This is a genomic window from Pseudomonas sp. TMW 2.1634, assembly GCF_001703595.1.
Taxonomy (GTDB): domain Bacteria; phylum Pseudomonadota; class Gammaproteobacteria; order Pseudomonadales; family Pseudomonadaceae; genus Aquipseudomonas; species Aquipseudomonas fragi.
On record NZ_CP016849.1, the window covers coordinates 5,114,572 to 5,135,816 of the forward strand.

23 protein-coding genes are annotated in these 21,245 nt (G+C 58.7%); 12 read left to right on the top strand and 11 right to left on the bottom strand.

What is annotated here, in order from left to right; translation table 11 throughout:
• Complete coding sequence (locus BFC21_RS24285) at nucleotides 1-1,152, bottom strand: efflux RND transporter periplasmic adaptor subunit (RefSeq protein ID WP_095005370.1); 1,152 nt, start codon at nucleotides 1,150-1,152, stop codon at nucleotides 1-3.
• Nucleotides 1,153-1,417: 265 nt separating this feature from the next.
• Here BFC21_RS24285 and BFC21_RS24290 point away from each other — a divergent pair, with 265 nt between their 5' ends.
• The 3 genes from BFC21_RS24290 to BFC21_RS24300 all read left to right on the top strand — a co-directional run bounded on the left by BFC21_RS24290 (nucleotide 1,418) and on the right by BFC21_RS24300 (nucleotide 3,799).
• On the top strand, nucleotides 1,418-2,074 hold the full coding sequence (locus BFC21_RS24290; protein WP_029611277.1) for a TetR family transcriptional regulator: 657 nt from the start codon (nucleotides 1,418-1,420) through the stop codon (nucleotides 2,072-2,074).
• 395 nt (nucleotides 2,075-2,469) lie between these two features.
• The gene (locus BFC21_RS24295; protein ID WP_088379152.1) at nucleotides 2,470-3,168 is read left to right on the top strand and encodes a CoA transferase subunit A; all 699 of its coding nucleotides are present in this window, start codon (nucleotides 2,470-2,472) and stop codon (nucleotides 3,166-3,168) included.
• Nucleotide 3,169: 1 nt separating this feature from the next.
• Nucleotides 3,170-3,799, top strand: a complete 630-nt coding sequence (locus BFC21_RS24300) for a CoA transferase subunit B (protein WP_088379153.1) — start codon at nucleotides 3,170-3,172, stop codon at nucleotides 3,797-3,799.
• 174 nt (nucleotides 3,800-3,973) lie between these two features.
• On the opposite strand, the gene fdxA is transcribed toward BFC21_RS24300, so the two are convergent.
• Entirely contained in the window at nucleotides 3,974-4,297 is a 324-nt protein-coding gene (gene fdxA, locus BFC21_RS24310; RefSeq protein WP_016779762.1) for a ferredoxin FdxA, read from the bottom strand.
• Between the two features lie 129 nt (nucleotides 4,298-4,426).
• On the bottom strand, nucleotides 4,427-7,006 hold the full coding sequence (gene mutS, locus BFC21_RS24315; RefSeq protein ID WP_120266587.1) for a DNA mismatch repair protein MutS: 2,580 nt from the start codon (nucleotides 7,004-7,006) through the stop codon (nucleotides 4,427-4,429).
• 189 nt (nucleotides 7,007-7,195) lie between these two features.
• Between mutS and BFC21_RS24320 the strand changes: the two genes are divergently transcribed.
• From BFC21_RS24320 to recX, 5 genes are all read left to right on the top strand, one after another.
• Entirely contained in the window at nucleotides 7,196-7,921 is a 726-nt protein-coding gene (locus BFC21_RS24320) for an XRE family transcriptional regulator (RefSeq protein ID WP_088379155.1), read from the top strand.
• A gap of 327 nt (nucleotides 7,922-8,248) precedes the next feature.
• Nucleotides 8,249-8,593, top strand: a complete 345-nt coding sequence (locus BFC21_RS24325) for a phage holin family protein (RefSeq protein WP_016779765.1) — start codon at nucleotides 8,249-8,251, stop codon at nucleotides 8,591-8,593.
• Between the two features lie 53 nt (nucleotides 8,594-8,646).
• Nucleotides 8,647-9,147, top strand: coding sequence for a CinA family protein (locus tag BFC21_RS24330; protein ID WP_088379156.1), 501 nt, complete (start codon nucleotides 8,647-8,649; stop codon nucleotides 9,145-9,147).
• Between the two features lie 83 nt (nucleotides 9,148-9,230).
• Nucleotides 9,231-10,337: a recombinase RecA gene (gene recA, locus BFC21_RS24335; protein WP_016779767.1), complete on the top strand. Its 1,107-nt coding sequence runs from the start codon at nucleotides 9,231-9,233 to the stop codon at nucleotides 10,335-10,337.
• A gap of 8 nt (nucleotides 10,338-10,345) precedes the next feature.
• Entirely contained in the window at nucleotides 10,346-10,813 is a 468-nt protein-coding gene (recX, locus tag BFC21_RS24340) for a recombination regulator RecX (protein WP_029611278.1), read from the top strand.
• Nucleotides 10,814-10,963: 150 nt separating this feature from the next.
• On the opposite strand, the gene BFC21_RS24345 is transcribed toward recX, so the two are convergent.
• Together BFC21_RS24345 and BFC21_RS24350 are read right to left on the bottom strand one after the other, a co-directional pair.
• Entirely contained in the window at nucleotides 10,964-12,079 is a 1,116-nt protein-coding gene (locus BFC21_RS24345) for a TIGR00730 family Rossman fold protein (protein ID WP_120266588.1), read from the bottom strand.
• 205 nt (nucleotides 12,080-12,284) lie between these two features.
• A complete protein-coding gene (locus BFC21_RS24350; RefSeq protein ID WP_088379158.1) occupies nucleotides 12,285-12,695 on the bottom strand; it encodes a PA3611 family quorum-sensing-regulated virulence factor in 411 nt (136 codons plus the stop codon).
• A 247-nt stretch (nucleotides 12,696-12,942) separates the two neighbouring features.
• Between BFC21_RS24350 and BFC21_RS24355 the strand changes: the two genes are divergently transcribed.
• The 3 genes from BFC21_RS24355 (at nucleotide 12,943) to BFC21_RS24365 (ending at nucleotide 15,089) form a co-directional block, all read left to right on the top strand.
• Nucleotides 12,943-13,698, top strand: coding sequence for a tRNA-uridine aminocarboxypropyltransferase (locus tag BFC21_RS24355; protein WP_088379159.1), 756 nt, complete (start codon nucleotides 12,943-12,945; stop codon nucleotides 13,696-13,698).
• 302 nt (nucleotides 13,699-14,000) lie between these two features.
• Entirely contained in the window at nucleotides 14,001-14,651 is a 651-nt protein-coding gene (erdR, locus tag BFC21_RS24360) for a response regulator transcription factor ErdR (protein WP_016779772.1), read from the top strand.
• A gap of 75 nt (nucleotides 14,652-14,726) precedes the next feature.
• Nucleotides 14,727-15,089 carry a diacylglycerol kinase gene (locus BFC21_RS24365; protein ID WP_016779774.1) on the top strand — a complete coding sequence of 121 codons (363 nt, stop codon included), beginning with the start codon at nucleotides 14,727-14,729 and terminating at the stop codon, nucleotides 15,087-15,089.
• Here BFC21_RS24365 and BFC21_RS24370 read toward each other — a convergent pair.
• On the bottom strand, nucleotides 15,086-16,012 hold the full coding sequence (locus BFC21_RS24370) for a LysR family transcriptional regulator (RefSeq protein WP_029611279.1): 927 nt from the start codon (nucleotides 16,010-16,012) through the stop codon (nucleotides 15,086-15,088). The genes BFC21_RS24365 and BFC21_RS24370 overlap by 4 nt on opposite strands.
• A gap of 117 nt (nucleotides 16,013-16,129) precedes the next feature.
• On the opposite strand from BFC21_RS24370, the gene fpr reads away from it, so the two are divergent.
• On the top strand, nucleotides 16,130-16,909 hold the full coding sequence (fpr, locus tag BFC21_RS24375) for a ferredoxin-NADP reductase (RefSeq protein WP_016779776.1): 780 nt from the start codon (nucleotides 16,130-16,132) through the stop codon (nucleotides 16,907-16,909).
• Nucleotides 16,910-17,028: 119 nt separating this feature from the next.
• Here the strand turns inward: fpr and tsaA are convergent, their stop codons facing one another.
• The 5 genes from tsaA to rimO all read right to left on the bottom strand — a co-directional run bounded on the left by tsaA (nucleotide 17,029) and on the right by rimO (nucleotide 21,087).
• A complete protein-coding gene (gene tsaA / locus BFC21_RS24380; RefSeq protein ID WP_088379160.1) occupies nucleotides 17,029-17,724 on the bottom strand; it encodes a tRNA (N6-threonylcarbamoyladenosine(37)-N6)-methyltransferase TrmO in 696 nt (231 codons plus the stop codon).
• A 133-nt stretch (nucleotides 17,725-17,857) separates the two neighbouring features.
• Nucleotides 17,858-18,319 carry a DUF1456 family protein gene (locus BFC21_RS24385; protein ID WP_016779778.1) on the bottom strand — a complete coding sequence of 154 codons (462 nt, stop codon included), beginning with the start codon at nucleotides 18,317-18,319 and terminating at the stop codon, nucleotides 17,858-17,860.
• 76 nt (nucleotides 18,320-18,395) lie between these two features.
• Entirely contained in the window at nucleotides 18,396-19,106 is a 711-nt protein-coding gene (locus BFC21_RS24390) for an rRNA pseudouridine synthase (protein WP_088379161.1), read from the bottom strand.
• A 71-nt stretch (nucleotides 19,107-19,177) separates the two neighbouring features.
• Nucleotides 19,178-19,642 (bottom strand): GNAT family N-acetyltransferase, encoded by a 465-nt coding sequence (locus BFC21_RS24395; RefSeq protein WP_086795995.1) that lies wholly within the window; start codon nucleotides 19,640-19,642, stop codon nucleotides 19,178-19,180.
• 104 nt (nucleotides 19,643-19,746) lie between these two features.
• Nucleotides 19,747-21,087 (bottom strand): 30S ribosomal protein S12 methylthiotransferase RimO, encoded by a 1,341-nt coding sequence (rimO, locus tag BFC21_RS24400; RefSeq protein WP_088379162.1) that lies wholly within the window; start codon nucleotides 21,085-21,087, stop codon nucleotides 19,747-19,749.
• Nucleotides 21,088-21,245: the final 158 nt, after the last annotated feature.

Consider the following 21,245-nt stretch of genomic DNA (forward strand, 5'->3'; position numbering starts at 1 on the left):
TTATTCCCCTTTACTGCCTGCAGCTTTTTCTGTTGCCGGGGCAGATGCCGGGGTTTCGCCTTGAGGCTTGTCCATGATCTTGACTTCAATGCCAGGCTTGATGAACTGCAGGCCGTCGGTAATCAGGCGGTCGCCAGGGTTCAGGCCTTTCTCGACCAGCCAGTCGCTGCCAACGGTGCGCGAGGCTTGCAGCACACGCAGTTCAACCTTGTTGTCCGGCCCGACGATCATCGCGGTCGGTTGGCCCTTGAGGTTGTGGGTCACGCCGATTTGCGGTGCCAGGATCGCATTGCTGTCGATGCCCGCTTCCAGCTGTGCGTGGACAAACATGCCCGGCAACAGGGTTTCATCCGGGTTCGGGAACACGGCACGCAAGGTCACGGAGCCGGTGGTCTCGTCAACCGAGACTTCGGCGAACTCAAGGCGACCTTCCTGGCCGTACTCGCTGCCGTCCGGCAGGGTCAGCTTGACCTTGGCTGCGTTTTCACCGGCCTTCTTCAAGCGGCCACTGGCCAGATCGCGGCGCAGTTCGAGCATTTCTACCGAGGACTGGGTCACGTCAACGTAGATCGGGTCCAGTTGGGTGATCACGGCCAATGCGTTGGCCTGGCCACTGGTGACCAGTGCACCTTCGGTGTACAGCGAGCGACCGATACGACCGGTCAGCGGTGCCAGCACCTTGGTGTAACGCAGGTTGACCTGGGCGGTGTTCAGCGCGGCTTCGGCTTCCAGGCGGGCGGCTTCGGCGTTGTCGTATTCCTGGCGGCTTACGGCTTGCTCTGCGACCAATTGCTTGTAGCGCTCAGCCAGGGATTTGGCCGATTGTAAGGTCGCGCGGGCGCTGAGTACGGCGCTCTCATAGATGGCTGGATCGATTTGATACAGCTGCTGGCCGATCTTGACGTCACTGCCTTCTTTAAAGAAGCGCTTGAGGATGATGCCGTTTACCTGCGGGCGCACTTCTGCCGAACGATAGGACGCGGTACGACCTGGCAGATCAGTGGTCAAGGTAAAGGGTTGGGTTTTCAGCGTGACAACGCCGACCTGAGGGATTTGCGGGGCAGGTGCTGCCTCTTCCTTTTTGCATCCGCTGAGCAGCGAAGCAAGGGCGATGGCAGCAACCAGAGCGGTAACAGCTGGCTTGAATTGCATGAAGATCCTCGGGTCAGGCACGCGAAAGCGCACAAGAATAGTGGAAAGGTATAGAAAGCTGTTCCGGGTGGATAAATAGCTTGCTAAGGAATATACTTACATTCATGGCTGTTTGTAAATAGCGGGAGCGACTCTCGCCAGTGACTTCAGCGCCATTTTTCAAGCGTGTAGCAGACCGGGATAAGGCACAACAAACGCCACCCGATGTTGGTTCGGACGTGTAATTGAAACCGCCCGAATCCTCCTGATTGAGGTTTTTATTGCCATGGTGCGTCGTACCAAAGAAGAAGCTCTTGAAACTCGGAGCAAAATCCTCGCCGCGGCCGAACAGGCCTTTTACGAGCGAGGGGTTGCGCGCACGACGCTGGCCGATATCGCCACGTTGGCAGGTGTCACCCGTGGTGCGATTTACTGGCACTTCAGCAACAAGGCCGAACTGGTGCAGGCCATGCTCGACAGCCTGCATGAACCCCTGGATGAGCTGGCCAAGGCCAGTGAAAATCAGAACGAGATTGATCCGCTCGGCTGCACGCGCCAATTGCTGATCCATTTGTTTCGCCAAGTTGCCATCGATCCAAAAACCCGGCGTATCAATGAAATTCTGTTTCATAAGTGCGAATTCACAGACGAAATGTGTGATTTTCGGGCTCAGCGCCAGGTCGCGATGGTCGATTGCAACAGCAGGATCGAGTTGGCCCTGAGCAATGCCATTCACCGTCAACAACTCCCTGAAACGCTGGATGTGCGCCGCGCTGCTATCAGTCTGCATGCCTATATCGACGGAATTCTCGGACAATGGCTACTGGTTCCTGACAGTTTCGATCTCTACCAGGGGGCTGAGTCCTGGGTCGATACTGCCCTGGATATGCTGCGTTTAAGCCCGTCCTTGCGAATCTGCGGCAATATCCGAGAGGGAGTCTAGTAGGCTCGAGCAATAAGGCGAGTGAAGATTTTGCCCTCTGGGCCATTTAATGGCACTCGGCATTTATATACGTCTGGCCCGCGGGTTTAAAGTTAGCGAGCTAAGTATTTTGTAGCTAAATTGTGATCGTTTAGTGAATAGCCCTGCAGACCCCGGTAAATAAGCTATTGGCACATCGGTTGGTAGGCCACAAGGCTGCGTCATCTTTCCCTGTAACTCCTTTAGCAATTCCTCCTTCCTGCGTCGTCATCCCCTACACTTGAGCAGTGCTTTGGCCACTCGCCAGAGCTGCCAGAGTCGGGTAGAGGGTGGCTGCCAAGGTGTAAGCCCCCTTCCGACTGAAGCAAACTGACCGCGATGGTGTGGTGTGTCGTGGGCAATTCGAGGAATAACAGGTGAACAAGATTTACTCGAGTGCTGAGTCCGCGTTGCAGGGGCTGGTTGAAGATGGCATGACCCTGGCTGTGGGTGGCTTTGGCTTGTGCGGTATTCCCGAGGCCCTGATCGGGGCCTTGCGCGACACCGGCAAGCGTGAATTGACGGTGATCAGCAACAACGCCGGGGTCGACGGTTTCGGCCTGGGGCAACTGCTGGAAACGCGCCAGATCCGCAAAATGATTTCCTCTTATGTAGGCGAGAACAAAGAGTTCGAGCGCCAGTACCTGGCCGGCGAACTTGAACTGGAGTTCACCCCCCAGGGTACCCTCGCCGAGAAGCTGCGGGCAGGCGGGGCGGGTATCCCGGCATTCTTCACCAAGACCGGCTACGGCACCCTGGTGGCCGAAGGCAAGGAAACCCGTGAGTTCGATGGCGAGTGGTATGTCATGGAGCGCTCGCTGCGCGCCGACGTGGCCCTGGTCAAGGCATGGAAAGCCGACAAGTCCGGCAACCTGCTGTTCAACAAGACCGCGCGAAACTTCAACCCGCTGGCGGCGATGGCGGCCAGGGTGTGTGTGGTGGAAGTGGAAGAGATTGTTGAAATTGGCGAGATCGAGCCTGATCAGGTGCATTTGCCCGGGATCTACGTGCAACGGCTGGTGCTCAACGCCACGCCGCAAAAACGTATCGAACATCGCACTGTGCGGAGCGCCTGACATGGCCTGGACTCGTGAAGAAATGGCGCAGCGCGCCGCTCAAGAACTGCAGGACGGTTTTTACGTCAACCTCGGTATCGGTTTACCTACCCTGGTGGCCAACTACATTCCTGAAGGCATGGATGTGTGGTTGCAAAGCGAAAATGGACTGCTGGGTATTGGCCCGTTTCCCACAGAGGATGAAGTCGATGCCGACCTGATCAACGCCGGCAAGCAAACCATCACCACCTTGCCGGGCAGCAGTTTTTTCAATAGTGCCGACTCGTTCGCGATGATTCGCGGCGGTCATATCAACTTGTCGATTCTGGGGGCGATGCAGGTGTCTGAAAAGGGCGACCTGGCTAACTGGATGATCCCCGGCAAGATGGTCAAGGGCATGGGCGGGGCGATGGACCTGGTGGCCGGGGTCAAGCGCGTGGTGGTGCTGATGGAGCACACGGCCAAGGGCGGCGTCCATAAACTGCTCAAACAGTGCGATTTGCCGCTGACCGGCGTGGGCGTGGTTGACCGCATCATTACCGACCTGGCGGTGCTGGATGTCACCGGGCAGGGGCTCAAGCTGGTTGAACTGGCGGCGGGCGTGACCCGCGAGCAGCTTCAAGAAGCCACGGGCTGCGCAATCAACGACTGAATATTAACTGGGCCTTTTGTGGGAGCGGGCTTGCTCGCGATGGCATCGCCGCGGTTGGTCTGGCAGACCGAAGCGCCTGCATCGCAGGCAAGCCAGCGCCCACAGGTTTTGTGGCGCTTTAAAACGCAAAAAGCCCCGGCTCGCAGGAGACGGGGCTTTTTGCTTAAACGTGAATCAGCGTTCCAGGTCGACGATCTTGCCTGGTTTGCCATCCCACTCGGCCGCGTCCGGCAGAGGGTCTTTGCGTTCAGTGATGTTTGGCCAGATTTCAGCCAGCTCGACGTTCAACTGAATGAAGTTCTCCATGCCGGCAGGTACTTCATCTTCAGAGAAGATCGCCTGTGCAGGGCATTCAGGCTCACAAAGCGCGCAATCAATGCACTCATCCGGGTGAATCACCAGGAAGTTCGGGCCTTCGTAAAAGCAGTCCACCGGACAGACTTCTACGCAGTCGGTGTACTTGCACTTGATGCAGTTGTCGGTGACGACGAAGGTCATTTCTAATTCTCTCCTCAGGCGGCGGCAGCGAAGCCCTTCCAGAACGGGTTCGCCGGGTTCGGGAGTGATATCTAAAGACCAGGCTAAAAGGTCAGTAGCATCCCGAACCGCGCGCGATTCTAGCAGCTTTTAAAGGCGTGTCTTTAATGTGTAGAGCAAATCAAGCGCTTTACGTGGCGTCAAGTTGTCCAGATCCAGCCTGGAAAGGTCGTCCAGCACCGGGTGCGGCAGGCTGGCAAACAGGTCGCTTTGCTGCGGCGCAGCCTTCTTGCCGGGCTTGGCAAGTGGCACTTCATGGGGCAGGCTGGTGGTCTCCAGGCGGCTCAAATGCTCGCGGGCGCGGGTGATGACTTCTGCAGGCACACCCGCCAGTTGCGCCACGGCCAGGCCATAGCTCTGGCTGGCCGGGCCGGGCAGCACATGGTGCAGGAACACGATGCGTTCGTTGTGTTCAGTCGCGCTCAAATGCACGTTGGCGACCAGCGGCTCGTTCTCGGGCAGTACCGTCAGCTCGAAGTAGTGCGTGGCAAACAGGGTGTAGGCGCGCAATTGGGCGAGACGTTCTGCCGCAGCCCAGGCCAGCGACAAACCGTCGAATGTGCTGGTGCCGCGGCCCACTTCGTCCATCAGCACCAGGCTGCGTTCGGTGGCATTGTGCAAGATATTGGCGGTTTCGCTCATCTCGACCATAAAGGTCGAACGGCCACCCGCCAGGTCATCGCTGGAGCCGATCCGGGTAAAGATGCGGTCAACCAGCGACAGTTCACAGCTGGCCGCCGGTACAAAGCTGCCAATATGGGCCAGCAGCACGATCAATGCGGTTTGGCGCATGTAGGTCGATTTACCGCCCATGTTAGGACCGGTGATCACCAACATGCGGGTGTTGTCGTCCAGCCCCAGGTCGTTGGCCACAAACGGCGTGGTCAGTACCTGCTCGACCACCGGGTGGCGACCCTGGCTGATACGCATGCACGGCTCTTCAACAAAGCGCGGGCAGTTCAGGTCCAGGTTCAGCGCCCGCTCGGCCAGGTTGCTCAACACATCCAGCTCGGCCAGTGCGGCCGCGGTGTCCTGCAGCGGCGCGAGGTGGCCGATCATTTCTTCGAGCAAAGCCTCATACAGCATCTTCTCGCGGGCCAGGGCGCGGCTTTTGGCCGACAGGGCCTTGTCCTCGAAGGCTTTGAGCTCCGGGGTGATAAAGCGCTCGGCGCCCTTGAGCGTCTGACGCCGGATGTAATCGGCCGGTGCCTGCTCGGCCTGTTTGCTTGGCAGCTCGATAAAGTAACCGTGGACGCGGTTGTAGCCAACCTTGAGGTTGGACAACCCGGTACGGGCTTTTTCGCGGGCTTCCAGGTCAATCAGGAACTGGCCGGCGTTTTCGCTCAGGGCTTGCAGCTCATCCAGCTCGGCGTCATAGCCGGTTTTCAGTACACCGCCATCACGGATCACCGCTGGCGGGTTGTCGTTGATGGCTTTTTCCAGCAGGGCGCCCAGCTCGGGATAAGTGCTGGTGATGATAGCCAGTTGCTGTAAGTGCGGCGCTTCCAGGCCAAGCATGGCGTCTTGCAGTTCCGGCAATGCGTTCAGGGCATCGCGCAGCCGTGCCAGGTCGCGGGGGCGGGCGTTGCGCAGGCCGATACGAGCGAGAATCCGCTCCAGATCACCGATTTCCTTGAGCTGAGGCTGCAGCTTTTCAAAGCGATAACCATCGAGCAGGCAAGTGATCGATGACTGGCGGGCCAGCAGCACGCTCAAATCGCGCAGCGGGCGGTTCAACCAGCGGGTCAGCAAGCGGCTGCCCATCGAGGTCTGGCAGCGGTCGACTACCGATTGCAGGGTGTTGTCGCGACCACCGGCCAGGTTGGTGTCCAGTTCCAGATTGCGGCGGCTGGCGCCGTCGAGCACCACGGTGTCGTCCAGGCGCTCATGGCGCAGGCTGCGCAAATGGGGCAGGGCAGTGCGCTGGGTTTCCTTGGCGTAGCTGAGCAGGCAACCGGCCGCGCCAATGGCCAGGGTCAGGTTTTCGCAGCCAAAGCCCTTGAGGTCCTGGGTCGAGAACTGCTGGCACAGGCTTTTGAGCGCTGAGTCGCGCTCAAAGTCCCACGGCGCACGGCGACGAACGCCACGACGTTTTTCCGCAGGCAAGCCTTGCGGCCAGTCATCCGGGATCATCAACTCGACCGGGTTGATGCGCTCAAGCTCGGCCAGCAGGTTTTCCCAGCCCTTGATCTCCAGCACCGAGAAATTGCCGCTGGTGATATCCAGGACGGCGAGGCCAAACAGGCGCTCATCGCCCAGCACGGCGGCAATCAGGTTGTCGCGGCGCTCATCCATCAGCGCCTCGTCACTCACGGTGCCCGGGGTGATGATACGCACCACCTGGCGCTCCACCGGGCCTTTGCTGGTGGCCGGGTCGCCGACCTGCTCGCAGATCACCACCGACTCGCCCAGCTTGACCAGCTTGGCCAGGTAGCCTTCGGCCGCATGATAAGGAATCCCGCACATCGGAATCGCCTGCCCGGCAGACTGGCCGCGTGCCGTGAGGGTGATATCCAGCAACTTGGCGGCTTTCTTCGCGTCTTCGTAGAAGATCTCGTAGAAATCGCCCATGCGATAGAACATCAGCTGGTCAGGGTGCTGGTTCTTCAGGCGCCAGTACTGCTGCATCATCGGCGTGTGGCTGGACAGGTCGGAGGTATTTTTACTCATCAGGGCTTGGGCGGATTCGTTCAGAAGTGGGGGAAAGGCAGGCGCGTGGCCTGAGGTTTTCGCAATGGGCGCAAGGTTAACATGTCAGCCCCCTGCATCTACAGGTGCGCTCCGGGCGCACTGACATGTTGCTATAAATAGAAGAAATAGCATTTGCCATCAATAAACACGGCCAGCACTATTGCCGCCATGTCCAAACGAACTGTTTCAACCGTCCTTAAAGAGCTGCTGGCCCGGCACGGCATCAGTGCGATGGCGCTGCACCGCAGCACGGGGGTGCCGCAACCTACGTTGTCGCGGATTTTGAGCGGCAAGATTGCCGATCCTTCCGACAGGCATATCTCCAAAATCGCCGAGTACTTCCACATCAGCACCGATCGCCTGCGCGGGCGGGACGATGTGCGTGTGCCTGAAATCGAGCTGTGTCACCCAGAATTGCGTGATATTTGCCTGTGGGATGACGACACCCCGGTGGCGGACGATGAAGTGTCCATTCCGTTTCTACGCCAGGTTGAACTGGCCGCCGGCTCAGGGCGCTTTGCCATTGAAGAGAGCGAACGCGCCAGGTTGCGTTTCGGCAAGCGCAGCCTGCGCCACAACGGCGTGGAGTTCGATCAGGCCAAGTGTGTGACCGTACGCGGCGACAGTATGCTGCCAGTACTGCGCGATGGCGCAACGGTGGGGGTCAATGCGGGCAAGCGCACGCTGGACGAAGTCATTGATGGCGACCTGTATGCGGTCAATCATAATGGCCAGCTACGGGTCAAGCAGCTGTATCGCCTGGCGGGCGGCATTCGTTTGCGCAGCTTCAACCGCGACGAGTTCCCGGATGAGGACTACGCCTACAACGATCTGGAGGATGAGCAACTGGTCATTCTCGGTCATGTGTTCTGGTGGGGCATGTACGCCCGCTAGCCACAAGAACACTGCAACTGTGGGAGCGAGCCTGCTCGCGAAGGTCGTTCGCGAGCAGGCTCGCTCCCACAGTAGGGCTTGACCTGCAACAGAGTATCTACAGCAGTAATTGTTACGCCATCTAGCAGACAACTCTCACCGCAATTGCTGGCCTTGGCCGGCGTGTTGAAATTGTGCGAATAAATATATGCACTGGTGCATTGACTGTATATCCATACATGCATAGTCTTTGTTCCATTGCCGCCAACGATGGATCTCAGGCAGGCGTATGACGTTTCAGTCAGGCCGGAAATTGGCGCTTATCAATAAGGACACAGGAGTGATCACATGATGAATGAACCGCAAGTCTTGCTGGAAATGCCGGTTTTACTGGTCATCCTCCTTGCGTTGGTGGGCGGCGTTTTTGGCGAGATGTGGCGGGCAGACAAAGACGGCGCCAGTGGCTGGCCGCTGATGCGGCGCCTGGCATTGCGTTCGGGGGCCTGCATGGTGTGCGGCGTATCGACCTTTATGCTGCTGTACTCGGCCGGGATGTCGGTTTTGGCGGCTGGTGCCCTGGGCTGCCTGACCGCCCTGGCCGGTGCGGATGCAGCCATCAGCCTGTACCAGCGCTGGGCCGCGAAGCGGCTGGGGGTCGACGGTTCGCCTGGTGACTCGCGGATCGAGCCGTAGAACACGGCTTTTTGGTGTAGGTTATGACCCGGACCCGCGATCAGGAGAGGCCAGTGGATCAGATTTCTCAACGTGCAACTGAACTCGGGCTGCTGTTAAAGGCTCTTAATGCCCAGGTGACGACCGCCGAGTCCTGTACCGGTGGCGGTATTGCCGAAGCCATCACCCGTATTGCCGGCAGCTCCGCCTGGTTCGAGGCGGGGTTTGTGACCTACTCCAACCAGCAAAAGACCCGGCAACTGCAGGTTCCCGAGGCCCTGTTCATCCAAGTAGGGGCCGTCAGTCGCGAGGTGGTCGAAGCGATGGTGCGCGGTGCGCAGGCGCAAAGCGGGGCGCAGTTTGCCGTGGCGGTGAGCGGTGTGGCCGGGCCGGGTGGCGGTTCGCCCGAGAAGCCGGTCGGTACCGTGTGGCTGGCGTGGGGCGCCGGTGACGAGGTGTCCAGCGAGCGCAGGCACTTTGCGGGCAACCGCGATGAAGTCCGCCAGCAAACCGTGATTGCGGCCCTGGAAGGCTTAATACGCCGAACGGTACGAGAAATAAAAAATCAGGGGTAGGCGATCTTCTAACCCTGTGGAATAATACTGGCTACTTATACAGTTATCGGCCGTCGGGCCTTATTGATTACGAGAGGACTTTAATGGACGACAACAAGAAGAAAGCCTTGGCTGCGGCCTTGGGTCAGATCGAACGTCAATTCGGCAAGGGTGCCGTGATGCTGATGGGCGACCAGGAGCGCCAGGCCGTACCGGCCATCTCCACCGGTTCCCTGGGTCTGGACATCGCGCTGGGCATTGGCGGCCTGCCAAAAGGCCGTATTGTTGAAATCTACGGCCCTGAGTCGTCGGGTAAAACCACCCTGACCCTGTCCGTGATTGCCCAGGCACAAAAGGCCGGTGCTACCTGCGCCTTCGTCGATGCCGAGCACGCCCTTGACCCTGAATACGCCGCCAAGCTGGGCGTAAACGTTGATGACCTGCTGGTTTCCCAGCCGGACACTGGCGAACAGGCTCTGGAAATCACCGACATGCTGGTGCGCTCCAACGCGGTTGACGTGATCATCATCGACTCCGTGGCCGCCCTGACGCCAAAGGCTGAAATCGAAGGCGACATGGGTGATACCCACGTTGGCCTGCAAGCGCGCCTGATGTCGCAAGCACTGCGTAAAATCACCGGTAACATCAAGAACGCCAACTGCCTGGTGATCTTTATCAACCAGATCCGCATGAAGATCGGCGTGATGTTCGGCAGCCCGGAAACCACCACCGGTGGTAACGCCCTGAAGTTCTACGCGTCGGTACGTCTGGATATCCGCCGCACTGGCGCCGTGAAAGAAGGCGATGTGGTGGTAGGTAGCGAAACCCGCGTCAAAGTGGTCAAGAACAAGGTGGCACCGCCGTTCCGTCAGGCTGAATTCCAGATCCTGTACGGCAAGGGCATCTACCTGAATGGCGAGATGATCGACCTGGGTGTGTTGCATGGCTTTGTTGAAAAAGCAGGCGCCTGGTACAGCTACAACGGCAGCAAAATCGGTCAGGGCAAGGCCAACTCGGCCAAGTTCCTGGACGACAACCCGGACATCAAGGACGCGCTGGAAAAGCAGCTGCGTGAAAAACTGCTGGGGCCAAAAACTGACGCTGAACTGGCAGAACTCAAAGTCATGCCAAAAATGAGCAAGGCTGCCAAAGAAGCTGCAGCGCTGGCTGAAGCCGAAGAAATGGAAAACGCTACCGACGGCGATAACTGATAGCCATCATGATTGCCGTCCTGGATACCCCCGTCGCGGTGCGACGGACTGCAATGGACCTGCTCGCGCGACGCGAGCACGGTCGGGTCGAGCTGACGCGCAAATTGCGTCAGCGCGGCGCTTGCCCCGACATGATCGACGCTGCCCTTGACCGTCTCACGGAAGAAGGGCTGTTGTCCGAGTCCCGTTATCTCGAAAGCTATATCAACTACCGTGCCGGTTCCGGTTATGGCCCTTTGCGTATTCGCGAAGAGCTTAGCCAGCGAGGCCTTGCGCGCGGCGATATTGAAGAGGCGTTACGCGAATGTGACTTCAACTGGCAAGAACGGTTGGAGGAAACCTGGCGTCGCAAGTTTTCCGGTCAGGTGCCTGTGGATGCCAAGGAACGTGCCCGCCAGGGGCGCTTCTTGAGCTATCGCGGCTATCCGCTTGAAATGATCGGCCGCCTGTTAAGCGGCCGAGAGTTTGACGACTGAAACGGTTGGCGGTCGTACCCTGTGGGCGCCGCAAACCTGTGGGAGCTGGCTTGCCTGCGATGGCAGCAATGCGGTTTGCCTGCCAGCGCGTGCCGCCCGCATCGCGAGCAAGCCCGCTCCCACAGTAACAGCCCGCTTACCCATTCCGGCTTAATCAGCCAGTGACTCGTGCATCGGCGCCGTAAGCGCATTATCAGCTTTCGCCCAGTTGTGCGGCAGGTTGATAAAGTCGACCAGTTCGCGCAGCCGTCCCTGATTGCGACCGCTGAATGCAAAGCCCAGGCAGGTGAGGTGGTTGAGCTTTGGGTCGTCATGCTCAACGCTGCAATAAGCCTGTTGGTGGAAGCCATCGTTAAGGCAAATGTCCGCAAAATCCTGTTGTATCTGCTTGAGCGCCAGCGCACTGACGGGTCGCTTCATGCGGATCACAAAGGTTTTGTTCAGCCAGCGGCTTGAATGGAAGTTGCTGTAGAACTGGTTGATTTCAGCCAGTGCCTCTTCGGCGCTGTGAACCAGGCGCATCAGCTTCAAGTCGTTGGGCAGAATGTAGTGGTTGGCTTCCAGTTGGTTATGGATAAAGTCCAGCGCGCCTTGCCAAAACGATCCGCCGGGCACATCGAGCAAAACCACCGGTACCAGCGGGGTTTTGCCGGTCTGCATCAATGTCAGCACTTCCAGCACTTCATCCAGCGTGCCAAACCCGCCCGGGCACATCACCAATGCATCGGCTTCCTTGGTGAAGAACAGTTTGCGGGTAAAGAAAAAGTGAAACGCCAGCACATTGGGCGTGCCATTGATGGTGGGGTTGGCCCGTTGCTCAAATGGCAGCGTGATATTGAACCCCAGGCTGTGGGCCAGGCCCGCGCCTTCATGGGCCGCAGCCATGATGCCTGCGCCGCCGCCGGTAATGACCATCATGTCATCTTTTGCCAGCACGGCCCCCATTTCCCGGGCTAGCGCATACAGCGGGTGCTCAATCGGGGTTCTTGCCGAGCCGAAGACCGTGACTTTGCGTCGGCCCTTGAACTGCTCCAACGTGCGAAAGGTCTTTTCCAGTTCGCGAATGGCCTGCAGGGTGATCTTGGCATTCCAGCGATCAAAGTCGTCATGGGCCATGCGCAGCACGGTCAGCAACATCTCGCGATAGAGTGCGCGGTTCGGGCTGTCGGGGGCTACCCGTTGCAGTTGTTCGTCGATCTCATGAGCAAGATCCAGCCCCTGCTCCTGCAAATGCAGCGCCAGGGAATCATTGGATTGGTCAGGCATGTACTTCTCCTTCTGCACAACATCCTTGAAGGCGCCGCAACCTGGGCTGGCGCCGAGACACAGAGTGTCCAACACGATGACTCGATGATGGTCCCGGGATGTCGTGGCTGGCAACAGCTAATTGCCTGACGTACATGAAGTTTGGCGAGGGTGGTGCAAGCCGCAGGCATGATCTGCGCCGTACCGGGTACGGCGCGCAGGGTTATTACTGTTTGCGCTGGCAGTTTTCGGCACGGAAATCCTGGGTCAGGACCGGGCTGTTGGTTTTGTACTCGCGAAAGCTGTAACGCAACGTCGCGCCTTGAGCCATCAGGGTGCGGAAACCTGCGTTGCTGCACACGCTGCGCCCCAGTTGCGGCACGGTTTCTTCAGGGTTTGAGCGTATTTGGGCCGCCAGTGTCGGGCTGGCCTCCAGGTTGTTGATCAGGACAGTGCCGTCTACGGTGAAACCTTTATCCAGCAGGTCGGCATTGATTGCGCGCGGTTTGCCTTCATTGCTTTTTTCGGCAACCTTGAGCAGGGTTTTGTTCAACTCAAAATCTTTGAGAGAAGCCGCTTGTGCCGCCAGTGGCAGTGCAAGCATTAGAGCGACGGTCGGAATGATATGGCGCAGCATGAATCTCTCCTGATTTCAGTGACCCAGGCCTGGACCGGCCACATATGTGTGCGTTCAGTGATGCAGCCTTGGACAAGCCGGCTATCTGTGCGTTCAGTGGCGCGGGAGTATAGGTCAGCATGGCCACACAGGAAATGCCAAAGGTCATGGATTCGCGCCTCTGGTAAACTGGCCACCTTTCTATTGTGAATCCGTTTATGCGCCAATTCTGGCGAATGGACGCTTGGCGCCTTTTAAGTAAAAAATCATGACCCTGACGACCTTTTCCCCGAATGCTGTAGCCCGTTTACGAGACGAGCGTGAGGAGGAGAGCACCAAGCCCTACCTGGCCCGCGGTTCCCGTGCTCCGCGTTGCCATACTTGCCGCGTGATCGAGAGTCACTGCCTGTGCAACTGGCGGCCCAGGGTGACGACGCGTTCGGGTGTGTGCCTGGTCATGACTAAAAAGGAAGTGTTCAAGCCCAGCAACACCGGCTGGTTGATCGCTGATGTGGTGAGTGACAACTTTGCCTTTATCTGGTCGCGAACCGAAACCGACGATGCACTGCTGGCGTTGCTGGCCGACCCGCAGTGGCAGCCGTATCTGGTGTTTCCCGGCGAATACGTGGCGCCGGAGCGGGTAACGCACACGGTGGATCTGGACAGCAGCAAGCGCCCGCTGTTTATCCTGCTGGACGCCACCTGGACCGAAGCACGGAAGATTTTTCGCAAAAGCCCGTACTTCGATTCCCTGCCCATTTTGAGCCTGCTGCCTGAAAGGCTCTCGCGCTACCGCTTGCGCCGCTCCACCCGCAGTGAGCATCTGTGTACCGCTGAAGTGGCCAGCCTGTGCCTTGAGCTGGCCGGTGACACCCAGGCCTCCAGTGCGCTGGATGCCTATTTCGATGTCTTCAGCCAGCATTACCTGGATGCGAAAAATCAGCTGCCCATGAACGAATCCAGTGTGGCGCATCAGGAACTGGGCGTTTTTGTAAAAGACCTTCCCCAGAATCGGTCTCAATAGACTAAAGAAGTAGCGCTACAATTTTCCAACAGATGTAAGCGCGCAGCATCGCCGTTTTTTCGATGATGGCGCTGCAATGCCTGGCACATGGACCCGGGCGTCAGGTTTTCGACTTGACCACCCTTGCTTCGCTGGGCATGCTTGGCGCCGATTCGGCTATGCAGCTGTCAAAACACTTATATTTGCCGACGTTTCGCGTAAATCGCGCCCTTTGACGCACAGTCTTTGAGCTTTTGCTCGAGTTGCCTTAACGAGTGCTGGAATTGATCAGTGCTCGCCTGAAAAACGGGATCATTTAAACAATGGCCACATACGAAATCCTGATTGCCGACGACCATCCACTGTTTCGCAGTGCCCTGCACCAGGCCGTAAGCCTTGGCCTGGGGTCTGATGTTCGCCTGGTAGAGGTCGCCAGTATTGCCGAGCTTGAAACACAGCTGGCAGTAAAGGCTGATTGGGATCTGGTGCTGCTCGATTTGAACATGCCGGGTGCTTACGGTTTCTCCGGGCTGGTGTTGCTGCGTGGTCAATACCCGCAAATCCCGGTAGTGATGGTATCGGCCCAGGAAGAAGCCTCGATCATGGTGCGCTCCCGCGAGTTCGGTGCCAGCGGCTTTATCCCCAAATCCAGCTCGCTGGAAGAGATTCAGAAGGCCGTGCGTGCCGTACTGGATGGTGATGTCTCCTGGCCGCCCCAGGCGTTTGAGGATGTTCAAGTATCGGCCGAGGCCAAGGCGGCCAGCGAAGGCCTGGCCAGCCTCACGCCCCAGCAGTTCCGGGTGTTGACCATGGTCTGCGAAGGCTTGCTGAACAAACAGATCGCCTATGAGCTGAGCGTTTCGGAAGCGACCATCAAGGCCCATGTGACGGCAATTTTCCGCAAGCTGGGGGTTCGCACGCGCACCCAGGCCGCGCTACTCTTGCAGCAACTTGAATCAATTTCGAGTCATTAATCTGCGAACCTTCACGCTTTTTTGACGAAGCGTGAACTAGCGTTCCCCTCTCATTTTTTGCGCAGTTGCCTATCTATGTCGCCTTTCAAGGGTAAAACCGGTTTTAAACGGATTTTGAATGCTGGCGGTTACTCGCTGGACGGTTTGCGCGCAGCCTTTACGGGCGAGGCGGCTTTTCGGCAGTTGGTGCTGCTTAACGTGATCCTGATCCCGCTGAGCTTCCTGCTCAATGTGAGCCGGGTCGAGCGCGCCTTGCTGATCGCCGTGTGCCTGTTGGCCTTGATTGTCGAGCTGCTGAATTCGGCGATTGAAGCGGTGGTTGACCGTATTTCCCTCGACCTGCACCCCTTGTCGAAAAACGCCAAGGACATGGGCAGCGCCGCCCAGTTTGTGGTGCTGACCATGATTGCCGTGGTGTGGGCGGTAATCCTGCTTTAAGCGATAGTCGGCAGTACGATCTCGTCGCTGCGCTGCACCCCGGCGGTGAAGGCGCGGCACAGCTCCAGAAATTCGCGCATGGCGGATGTCTGGTACTTCTTTTTGTGCCAGATAAAGAAGAACTGCCGGGCCAGATCCAGCTCGGGGGTCTCTACTGCTACCAGGCTGCCGCGCCGAAAGGCGTCGCGCAACGCCAGGCGTGAGATGCAGCCAATGCCCAATCCCGATTCCACGGCGCGCTTGATCGCCTCGGTATGTTCCAGCTCCAGGCGGATATTGAGCGACGTTTGATGATGGCGCATGGCCTGATCAAAGGTCAGGCGCGTGCCAGAGCCCTGTTCACGCAGGATCCAGGCTTCACGGGTGAGCTCTTCCAGTGTGGCGTGACCACGGGCTGCCAGTGGATGCTGCGGGGCGCAAAACACCACCAGTTCATCCTCGACCCAGCTCTGCACCTCGATATCGGGGTGAGCGCAATCGCCCTCGATCAGACCCAGATCAATTTCGTAGTGGGCGACTTGTTGCACGATATGAGCCGTGTTCTGAACCACCAGCTTGACCTGACTTTCCGGGTGCTGCTGCATAAAGCTGCCGATCAGCAGGGTCGCCAGGTAGTTGCCGATGGTCAGTGTCGCGCCTACGGTCAATGAGCCGAAGCCGGACTTGCCGTTGAGCAGGTCTTCGATCTCCTTGGCCTGGTCCAGCAGCGCCACAGCCTGGGGCAACAGTTGCCGGCCCAGGGCGTTGAGGCTCAGGCGTTTGCCAGCGCGATCGAACAGCTGGCAACTGGTCTGGCGTTCCAGCTCGGTGATCGAGGTACTGGCCGCAGATTGTGAAAGGGCCAACAAGCCGGCAGCGCGAGACACGCTCTCTTGTTGGGCGACGGCGACGAAAACCTGGAGTTGTCTGAGAGTAAATCGCATATCGATATAACCGATAACCCTTATCTTGATAATTCAGTTAACAGATATTGTCGCCGCCATTAGAATGCTGTGCAATCGCGCCCATAGTCAGCGCAGGCGAATTTAGGAGCCCCGTACATGAGCAACATGAACCACGAACGTGTCCTCAGTGTTCATCACTGGAACGACACCCTGTTCAGCTTCAAGTGCACCCGTGACCCGGGCTTGCGCTTCGAGAACGGTCAGTTCGTGATGATCGGCCTGCAACAGCCCAATGGCCGTCCGCTTATGCGTGCCTACTCGATTGCCAGCCCGAACTGGGAAGAACATCTGGAGTTCTTCAGCATCAAGGTGCCAGACGGCCCGCTGACCTCCCAGTTGCAGCACTTGAAGGAAGGCGACGAGATCATCATCAGCAAAAAACCTACGGGTACGCTGGTGCTGGACGACCTGAAGCCGGGCAAACATCTGTACCTGCTTAGCACGGGTACCGGTCTGGCGCCCTTTATGAGCATCATCCAGGATCCGGAAACCTACGAGCGTTTCGAAAAAGTGATCCTGTGCCACGGCGTGCGTTACGTCAATGAAGTCGCCTACCGCGAATTTATCACCGAGCACCTGCCGCAGAACGAGTTCTTCGGCGAAGCGCTGCGTGAAAAGCTGATCTACTACCCGACCGTGACCCGCGAGCCGTTCGAGAACGAAGGCCGCCTGACCGACCTGATGCGCAGCGGCAAGCTGTTCAGCGACATCGGCCTGCCACCGATCAACCCGCAGGACGACCGTGCCATGTTGTGCGGCAGCCCAAGCATGCTCGACGAGACCAGCGAAGTGCTGAACAGCTTCGGCCTGAAAGTTTCGCCGCGTATGCGTGAGCCGGGTGATTACCTGATCGAGCGTGCCTTCGTCGAGAAGTAAACCGCACCGATCAAAAAATGTGGGAGCGGGCTTGCCCGCGATTGTGGAGTGTCAGCCGCCGTATGGGTGACTGACAGGCCGTAATCGCGAGCAAGCTCGCTCCCACATTTGGTTTCAACTCAAGACTTTGCAATCACCTCAAGCACACGGATCAAACCAGGCTCGGGGTAGTGCCAGCGAACGTCCAGATCCCAGAACTGCGCGCCGTATTCTCGTTCGGCGGTGGGCGTCTGGTAAGCAGGGCGTGGATCTTGCGCCAGGCATTGCTCGATCAGCTCCACCAGCGGCTCCTGAAGGCGCAGGGCTTCCCTGTGTGCCTGTTGCAGGGCACTGTCGGCCCATTGCACGGGGATCAATACCGGTGCGGCGCTGGCCATGCCATTGCTGGCATCGCGGATGATATCGGCGTAGGGCACATAGGGCTTGATATCGAGAATCGGCGTGCCATCGAGCAGGTCGATACCGGAAATCCACAGGCGATTGGCCTCGACCTTGTCCAGCTTTACCACCGACTGGCCGATGCCGTTCGGGCGATGGGTGGCGCGGGTGGCAAACACGCCCATCGACTTGTTGCCGCCCAGGCGTGGCGGGCGCACCTTGAGGCGGGGCTTGTCTTCCAGCGCCTGATGGAACACAAACAGCAGCCACACATGGCTGACCTGCTCCAGGCCTTGCACCGCATCGCCCTGATCGAACGGCGCGACCAGCTCCAGCACGCCACGGGCGGCCGGTGCCAGTTGCGGCTGACGGGGAATGGCGAATTTCTCCTTGAAGCAGGAGCGGACAAAGCCGATGGGCGAGACGGTGTAGGTCATAGGAGTATCGTACTGGTGGGGCCGATCAGACTCTTGTGGGAGCGGGCTTGCTCGCGATAGCAGCGCCGCGGTGATTCAGATTGACCGAGTCGTCTGAATCGCGAGCAAGCCCGCTCCCACAGGAGGCGTGTTTTCAGTCGCGAACGCGCAGGGTCAGGCCCTTGAGGAAGTTGCGCAGCAACTGGTCGCCACAGGTGCGGTAGTTGGTGTGGCCAAACTTGCGGAACAGGGCGCTCAGCTCAGGCTTGGACACCGGAAAGCCGGCCGCCTTGAGGATGGCGTGCATGTCGTCTTCCTTGAGTTCGAAGGCTACGCGCAGTTTTTTCAGGATGATGTTGTTGGTTACCGGCAGCTCGACAGGCATCGGCGCACGGCTTTCGTCCTTGCCGCGCTTGAAGATCACCAGGCCATCGAGGAAGTGCGCCATCACCTCGTCCGGGCAACGTACAAAGCCTTCTTCCTCGTCTTTCTTCAGGTAGGTCAGCACGTCTTCCTTGGTGACGTCGAGGCCGCCAAGCTTGATGATTTCGACAACCTTGTTGTCGCTGATGTCGAGCATGTAGCGCACGCTGCGCAGTACGTCGTTATGAATCATGTGGGTAATCCTGATATTCAGCAGTGAGCACCGCAGGCATTGCTGCGGTGTCGAAATGTTCGGGGCAGGGCTGCAGTTAGAACTTTTCTTTGGCGCTCATGTAGCGCCACTGGCCAACAGGCAACTTGCCCATCGACACGCCGCCAATACGAATCCGGCGCATGGAAATCACGGTCAGGCCTACTGCCTGGCAGAACAGGGCGATTACACCCGGTTGCGGGTTTTTCATCGCAAAGCGCAGACGGTTTTCACTCTGCCAGCTGGCCTTGACCGCAGGCAGCTCGCGACCCTTGTAGGTCATGCCGTGGTTGAGCCGGTTCAAGCCGTGGGGTGCCATCTCGCCAGAGACTTCAACCACGTATTCCTGTTCGATCTTGCTGGCGTCGGCCGTCAGCTTGCGCACGATTTTCCAGTCCTGGGTAAACACCAGCAGGCCGCTGGCGTTGGTCTGCAGCTCGTTGCCAACGCTCAGGCGCAGGAAATGGCCCTTGAGCGGGCGCTTGCCGAAGCGGTGCTCTTCGCTCAGGGTGTCCGGGCCGATCAACGCCAGGGCGCTGTCCGTGTCCAGGCCCGCCGGGGCATTGAGCAGAATGGTCACGGGCTCGGGTGCGGTGGCCTTGGCTTGCGGGTCCAGCTCGACTTTCTGGTTGTCGACCTTGAACTGTGGCTCGTCGATGACTTCGCCATCTACCGTGACCCAGCCACCTTCAATGAACAGTTCGGCCTCACGGCGGGAGCAGCCGACGAGTTCGATGAGGCGTTTGGAGAGACGTATCGGTTCAGACATGACAGGGGCCGTAAAGGAATTGGGCGAACATTGTACCCGCCTGGCGCCGGTTAAGCCCGGCTACATTTGCCTTATGCGCGTGCTGGGCGTTTATACCGCAGGTGCAGCAGCGGGTAAGGCTGGCCCATGCCGTCCTTTTCGCAGCGTCCTACAGCCACAAAGCCCTGCTTGAGGTAAAAGCCGACGGCTTGCAGGTTTTGCTCATTGACGTCGAGGCGCTCGGCATTCAGCTCATTGATGGCGAACATCAACAGGCACTTGCCGATGCCCAGCCCGCGGTAATCGGGGTGGATAAACAGCATCTCGACCTTGCCGGCCGCGACCCCGGCAAAACCGGTAATGCGCTTGCTGGTCGGGTCCTTGCAGCAGATCAGCATCACGGTATCCAGGTACTGCTCCAGGACCAGGCCGCGCAACAGCTCGATATAGCTGTCCGGTAAAAAGTCATGGGTGGCACGCACCGATGCTTCCCATACGTTGGTCAGTTCTGCAAAGTCCGTGAGGCGTGGCGTATGGATGGCCCATGTGTGTTGCATCGTGCGTGTCTCCTGACACTGATGATGGAAGCAATGCCTTAACGATAGCCGTAAAAAAAGCCCTGACGCCAGAGCGGCAGGGCTTTTTGCGCAGCAGTCGCGGTTTAGATCACTTCAGCCCACAGGTCATACTCGTCGGCGTCGGTGACGCGGCACATGATCTTGTCGCCCGGCTTGATGTCTTTCTCGGTGGCGATAAATACATTGCCGTCGATTTCAGGTGCGTCGAAGAAGCAACGGCCGACTGCGCCTTGCTCGTCGACTTCGTCGATCAGCACTTCGATGTCCTTGCCGATTTTCATCTGCAGGCGGGCAGCGCTGATGGCCTGCTGGTGGGCCATGAAGCGGTCCCAGCGATCCTGCTTGACGTCGTCCGGCACGATGGCCGCGTCCAGCAGGTTGGCCGGTGCGCCTTCTACCGGCGAGTACTGGAAGCAGCCTACGCGGTCCAGTTGGGCTTCGGTCAGCCAGTCGAGCAGGTACTGGAAGTCTTCTTCGGTTTCACCCGGGAAGCCGACGATAAAGGTCGAGCGAATGATCAGTTCCGGGCAGATTTCGCGCCAGTTCTTGATCCGGGCCAGGGTCTTGTCTTCAAACGCAGGGCGTTTCATGGCCTTGAGCACTTTCGGGCTGGCGTGCTGGAACGGGATGTCCAGGTACGGCAGGATCTTGCCGGCGGCCATCAGCGGGATCAGCTCGTCAACGTGCGGGTACGGGTAGACGTAGTGCAGGCGCACCCATACGCCCAGCGAGCTCAAGGCTTCGCACAGTTCGGTCATGCGTGTCTTGACCGGCGCGCCGTTCCAGAAACCGGTGCGGTATTTGACGTCAACGCCATAGGCGCTGGTGTCCTGGGAAATCACCAGCAGCTCTTTTACGCCGGCCTTGACCAGGCGCTGGGCTTCGTCGAGCACATCGCCCACCGGACGGCTGACCAGCTTGCCGCGCATCGACGGGATGATGCAGAAGCTGCAGCTGTGGTTGCAGCCTTCGGAAATCTTCAGGTAGGCGTAGTGACGAGGTGTCAGCTTGACGCCCTGTGGCGGTACCAGGTCGATCAGCGGGTTGTGGTCCTGACGCGGTGGCACTACCTGGTGCACGGCGTTGACCACCTGCTCGTACTGCTGAGGGCCGGTCACGGCCAGCACGCTTGGGTGGACGTCGCGGATATTGCCTTCTTCGACGCCCATGCAGCCGGTCACGATGACCTTGCCGTTTTCCTTGATGGCCTCGCCGATCACTTCCAGGGATTCTGCCTTGGCGCTGTCGATGAAGCCGCAGGTGTTGACCACCACGACGTCAGCGTCCTGATAGGTCGAGACGACGTCATAGCCTTCCATGCGCAGTTGGGTAAGGATGCGCTCGGAGTCGACCAGTGCTTTCGGGCAACCCAGGGAAACAAAGCCAACCTTTGGGTTGGCTGGCTTGGTGGTAACGGTGGACATGGCGAACCTCGGTATGTAGTGACGTTACATGCCCGTAAAGGCTGCACGACGAACGGGCGCTTATTGCGCCTCTGATCAAAAAAAGTGCGCAATTTTAGCTATGGTCAACGCACTTGACCAGCGTTATACGGGGATTTGCGACGAGTGCTGCGCTATGC

Bases quoted from the DNA above. Each gene is read 5' to 3' on its own strand.
- BFC21_RS24390 (WP_088379161.1), bottom strand. From the start codon at position 19,106: ATGTCTGAACCGATACGTCTCTCCAAACGCCTCATCGAACTCGTCGGC.
- recX (WP_029611278.1), top strand. From the start codon at position 10,346: ATGATTGCCGTCCTGGATACCCCCGTCGCGGTGCGACGGACTGCAATG.
- erdR (WP_016779772.1), top strand. From the start codon at position 14,001: ATGGCCACATACGAAATCCTGATTGCCGACGACCATCCACTGTTTCGC.
- BFC21_RS24285 (WP_095005370.1), bottom strand. From the start codon at position 1,152: ATGCAATTCAAGCCAGCTGTTACCGCTCTGGTTGCTGCCATCGCCCTT.
- BFC21_RS24345 (WP_120266588.1), bottom strand. From the start codon at position 12,079: ATGCCTGACCAATCCAATGATTCCCTGGCGCTGCATTTGCAGGAGCAG.
- BFC21_RS24290 (WP_029611277.1), top strand. From the start codon at position 1,418: ATGGTGCGTCGTACCAAAGAAGAAGCTCTTGAAACTCGGAGCAAAATC.
- BFC21_RS24350 (WP_088379158.1), bottom strand. From the start codon at position 12,695: ATGCTGCGCCATATCATTCCGACCGTCGCTCTAATGCTTGCACTGCCA.
- BFC21_RS24365 (WP_016779774.1), top strand. From the start codon at position 14,727: ATGTCGCCTTTCAAGGGTAAAACCGGTTTTAAACGGATTTTGAATGCT.
- BFC21_RS24320 (WP_088379155.1), top strand. From the start codon at position 7,196: ATGTCCAAACGAACTGTTTCAACCGTCCTTAAAGAGCTGCTGGCCCGG.
- rimO (WP_088379162.1), bottom strand. From the start codon at position 21,087: ATGTCCACCGTTACCACCAAGCCAGCCAACCCAAAGGTTGGCTTTGTT.
- BFC21_RS24370 (WP_029611279.1), bottom strand. From the start codon at position 16,012: ATGCGATTTACTCTCAGACAACTCCAGGTTTTCGTCGCCGTCGCCCAA.
- fdxA (WP_016779762.1), bottom strand. From the start codon at position 4,297: ATGACCTTCGTCGTCACCGACAACTGCATCAAGTGCAAGTACACCGAC.
- mutS (WP_120266587.1), bottom strand. From the start codon at position 7,006: ATGAGTAAAAATACCTCCGACCTGTCCAGCCACACGCCGATGATGCAG.
- BFC21_RS24300 (WP_088379153.1), top strand. From the start codon at position 3,170: ATGGCCTGGACTCGTGAAGAAATGGCGCAGCGCGCCGCTCAAGAACTG.
- BFC21_RS24325 (WP_016779765.1), top strand. From the start codon at position 8,249: ATGATGAATGAACCGCAAGTCTTGCTGGAAATGCCGGTTTTACTGGTC.
- tsaA (WP_088379160.1), bottom strand. From the start codon at position 17,724: ATGACCTACACCGTCTCGCCCATCGGCTTTGTCCGCTCCTGCTTCAAG.
- BFC21_RS24355 (WP_088379159.1), top strand. From the start codon at position 12,943: ATGACCCTGACGACCTTTTCCCCGAATGCTGTAGCCCGTTTACGAGAC.
- BFC21_RS24395 (WP_086795995.1), bottom strand. From the start codon at position 19,642: ATGCAACACACATGGGCCATCCATACGCCACGCCTCACGGACTTTGCA.
- fpr (WP_016779776.1), top strand. From the start codon at position 16,130: ATGAGCAACATGAACCACGAACGTGTCCTCAGTGTTCATCACTGGAAC.
- BFC21_RS24385 (WP_016779778.1), bottom strand. From the start codon at position 18,319: ATGATTCATAACGACGTACTGCGCAGCGTGCGCTACATGCTCGACATC.
- recA (WP_016779767.1), top strand. From the start codon at position 9,231: ATGGACGACAACAAGAAGAAAGCCTTGGCTGCGGCCTTGGGTCAGATC.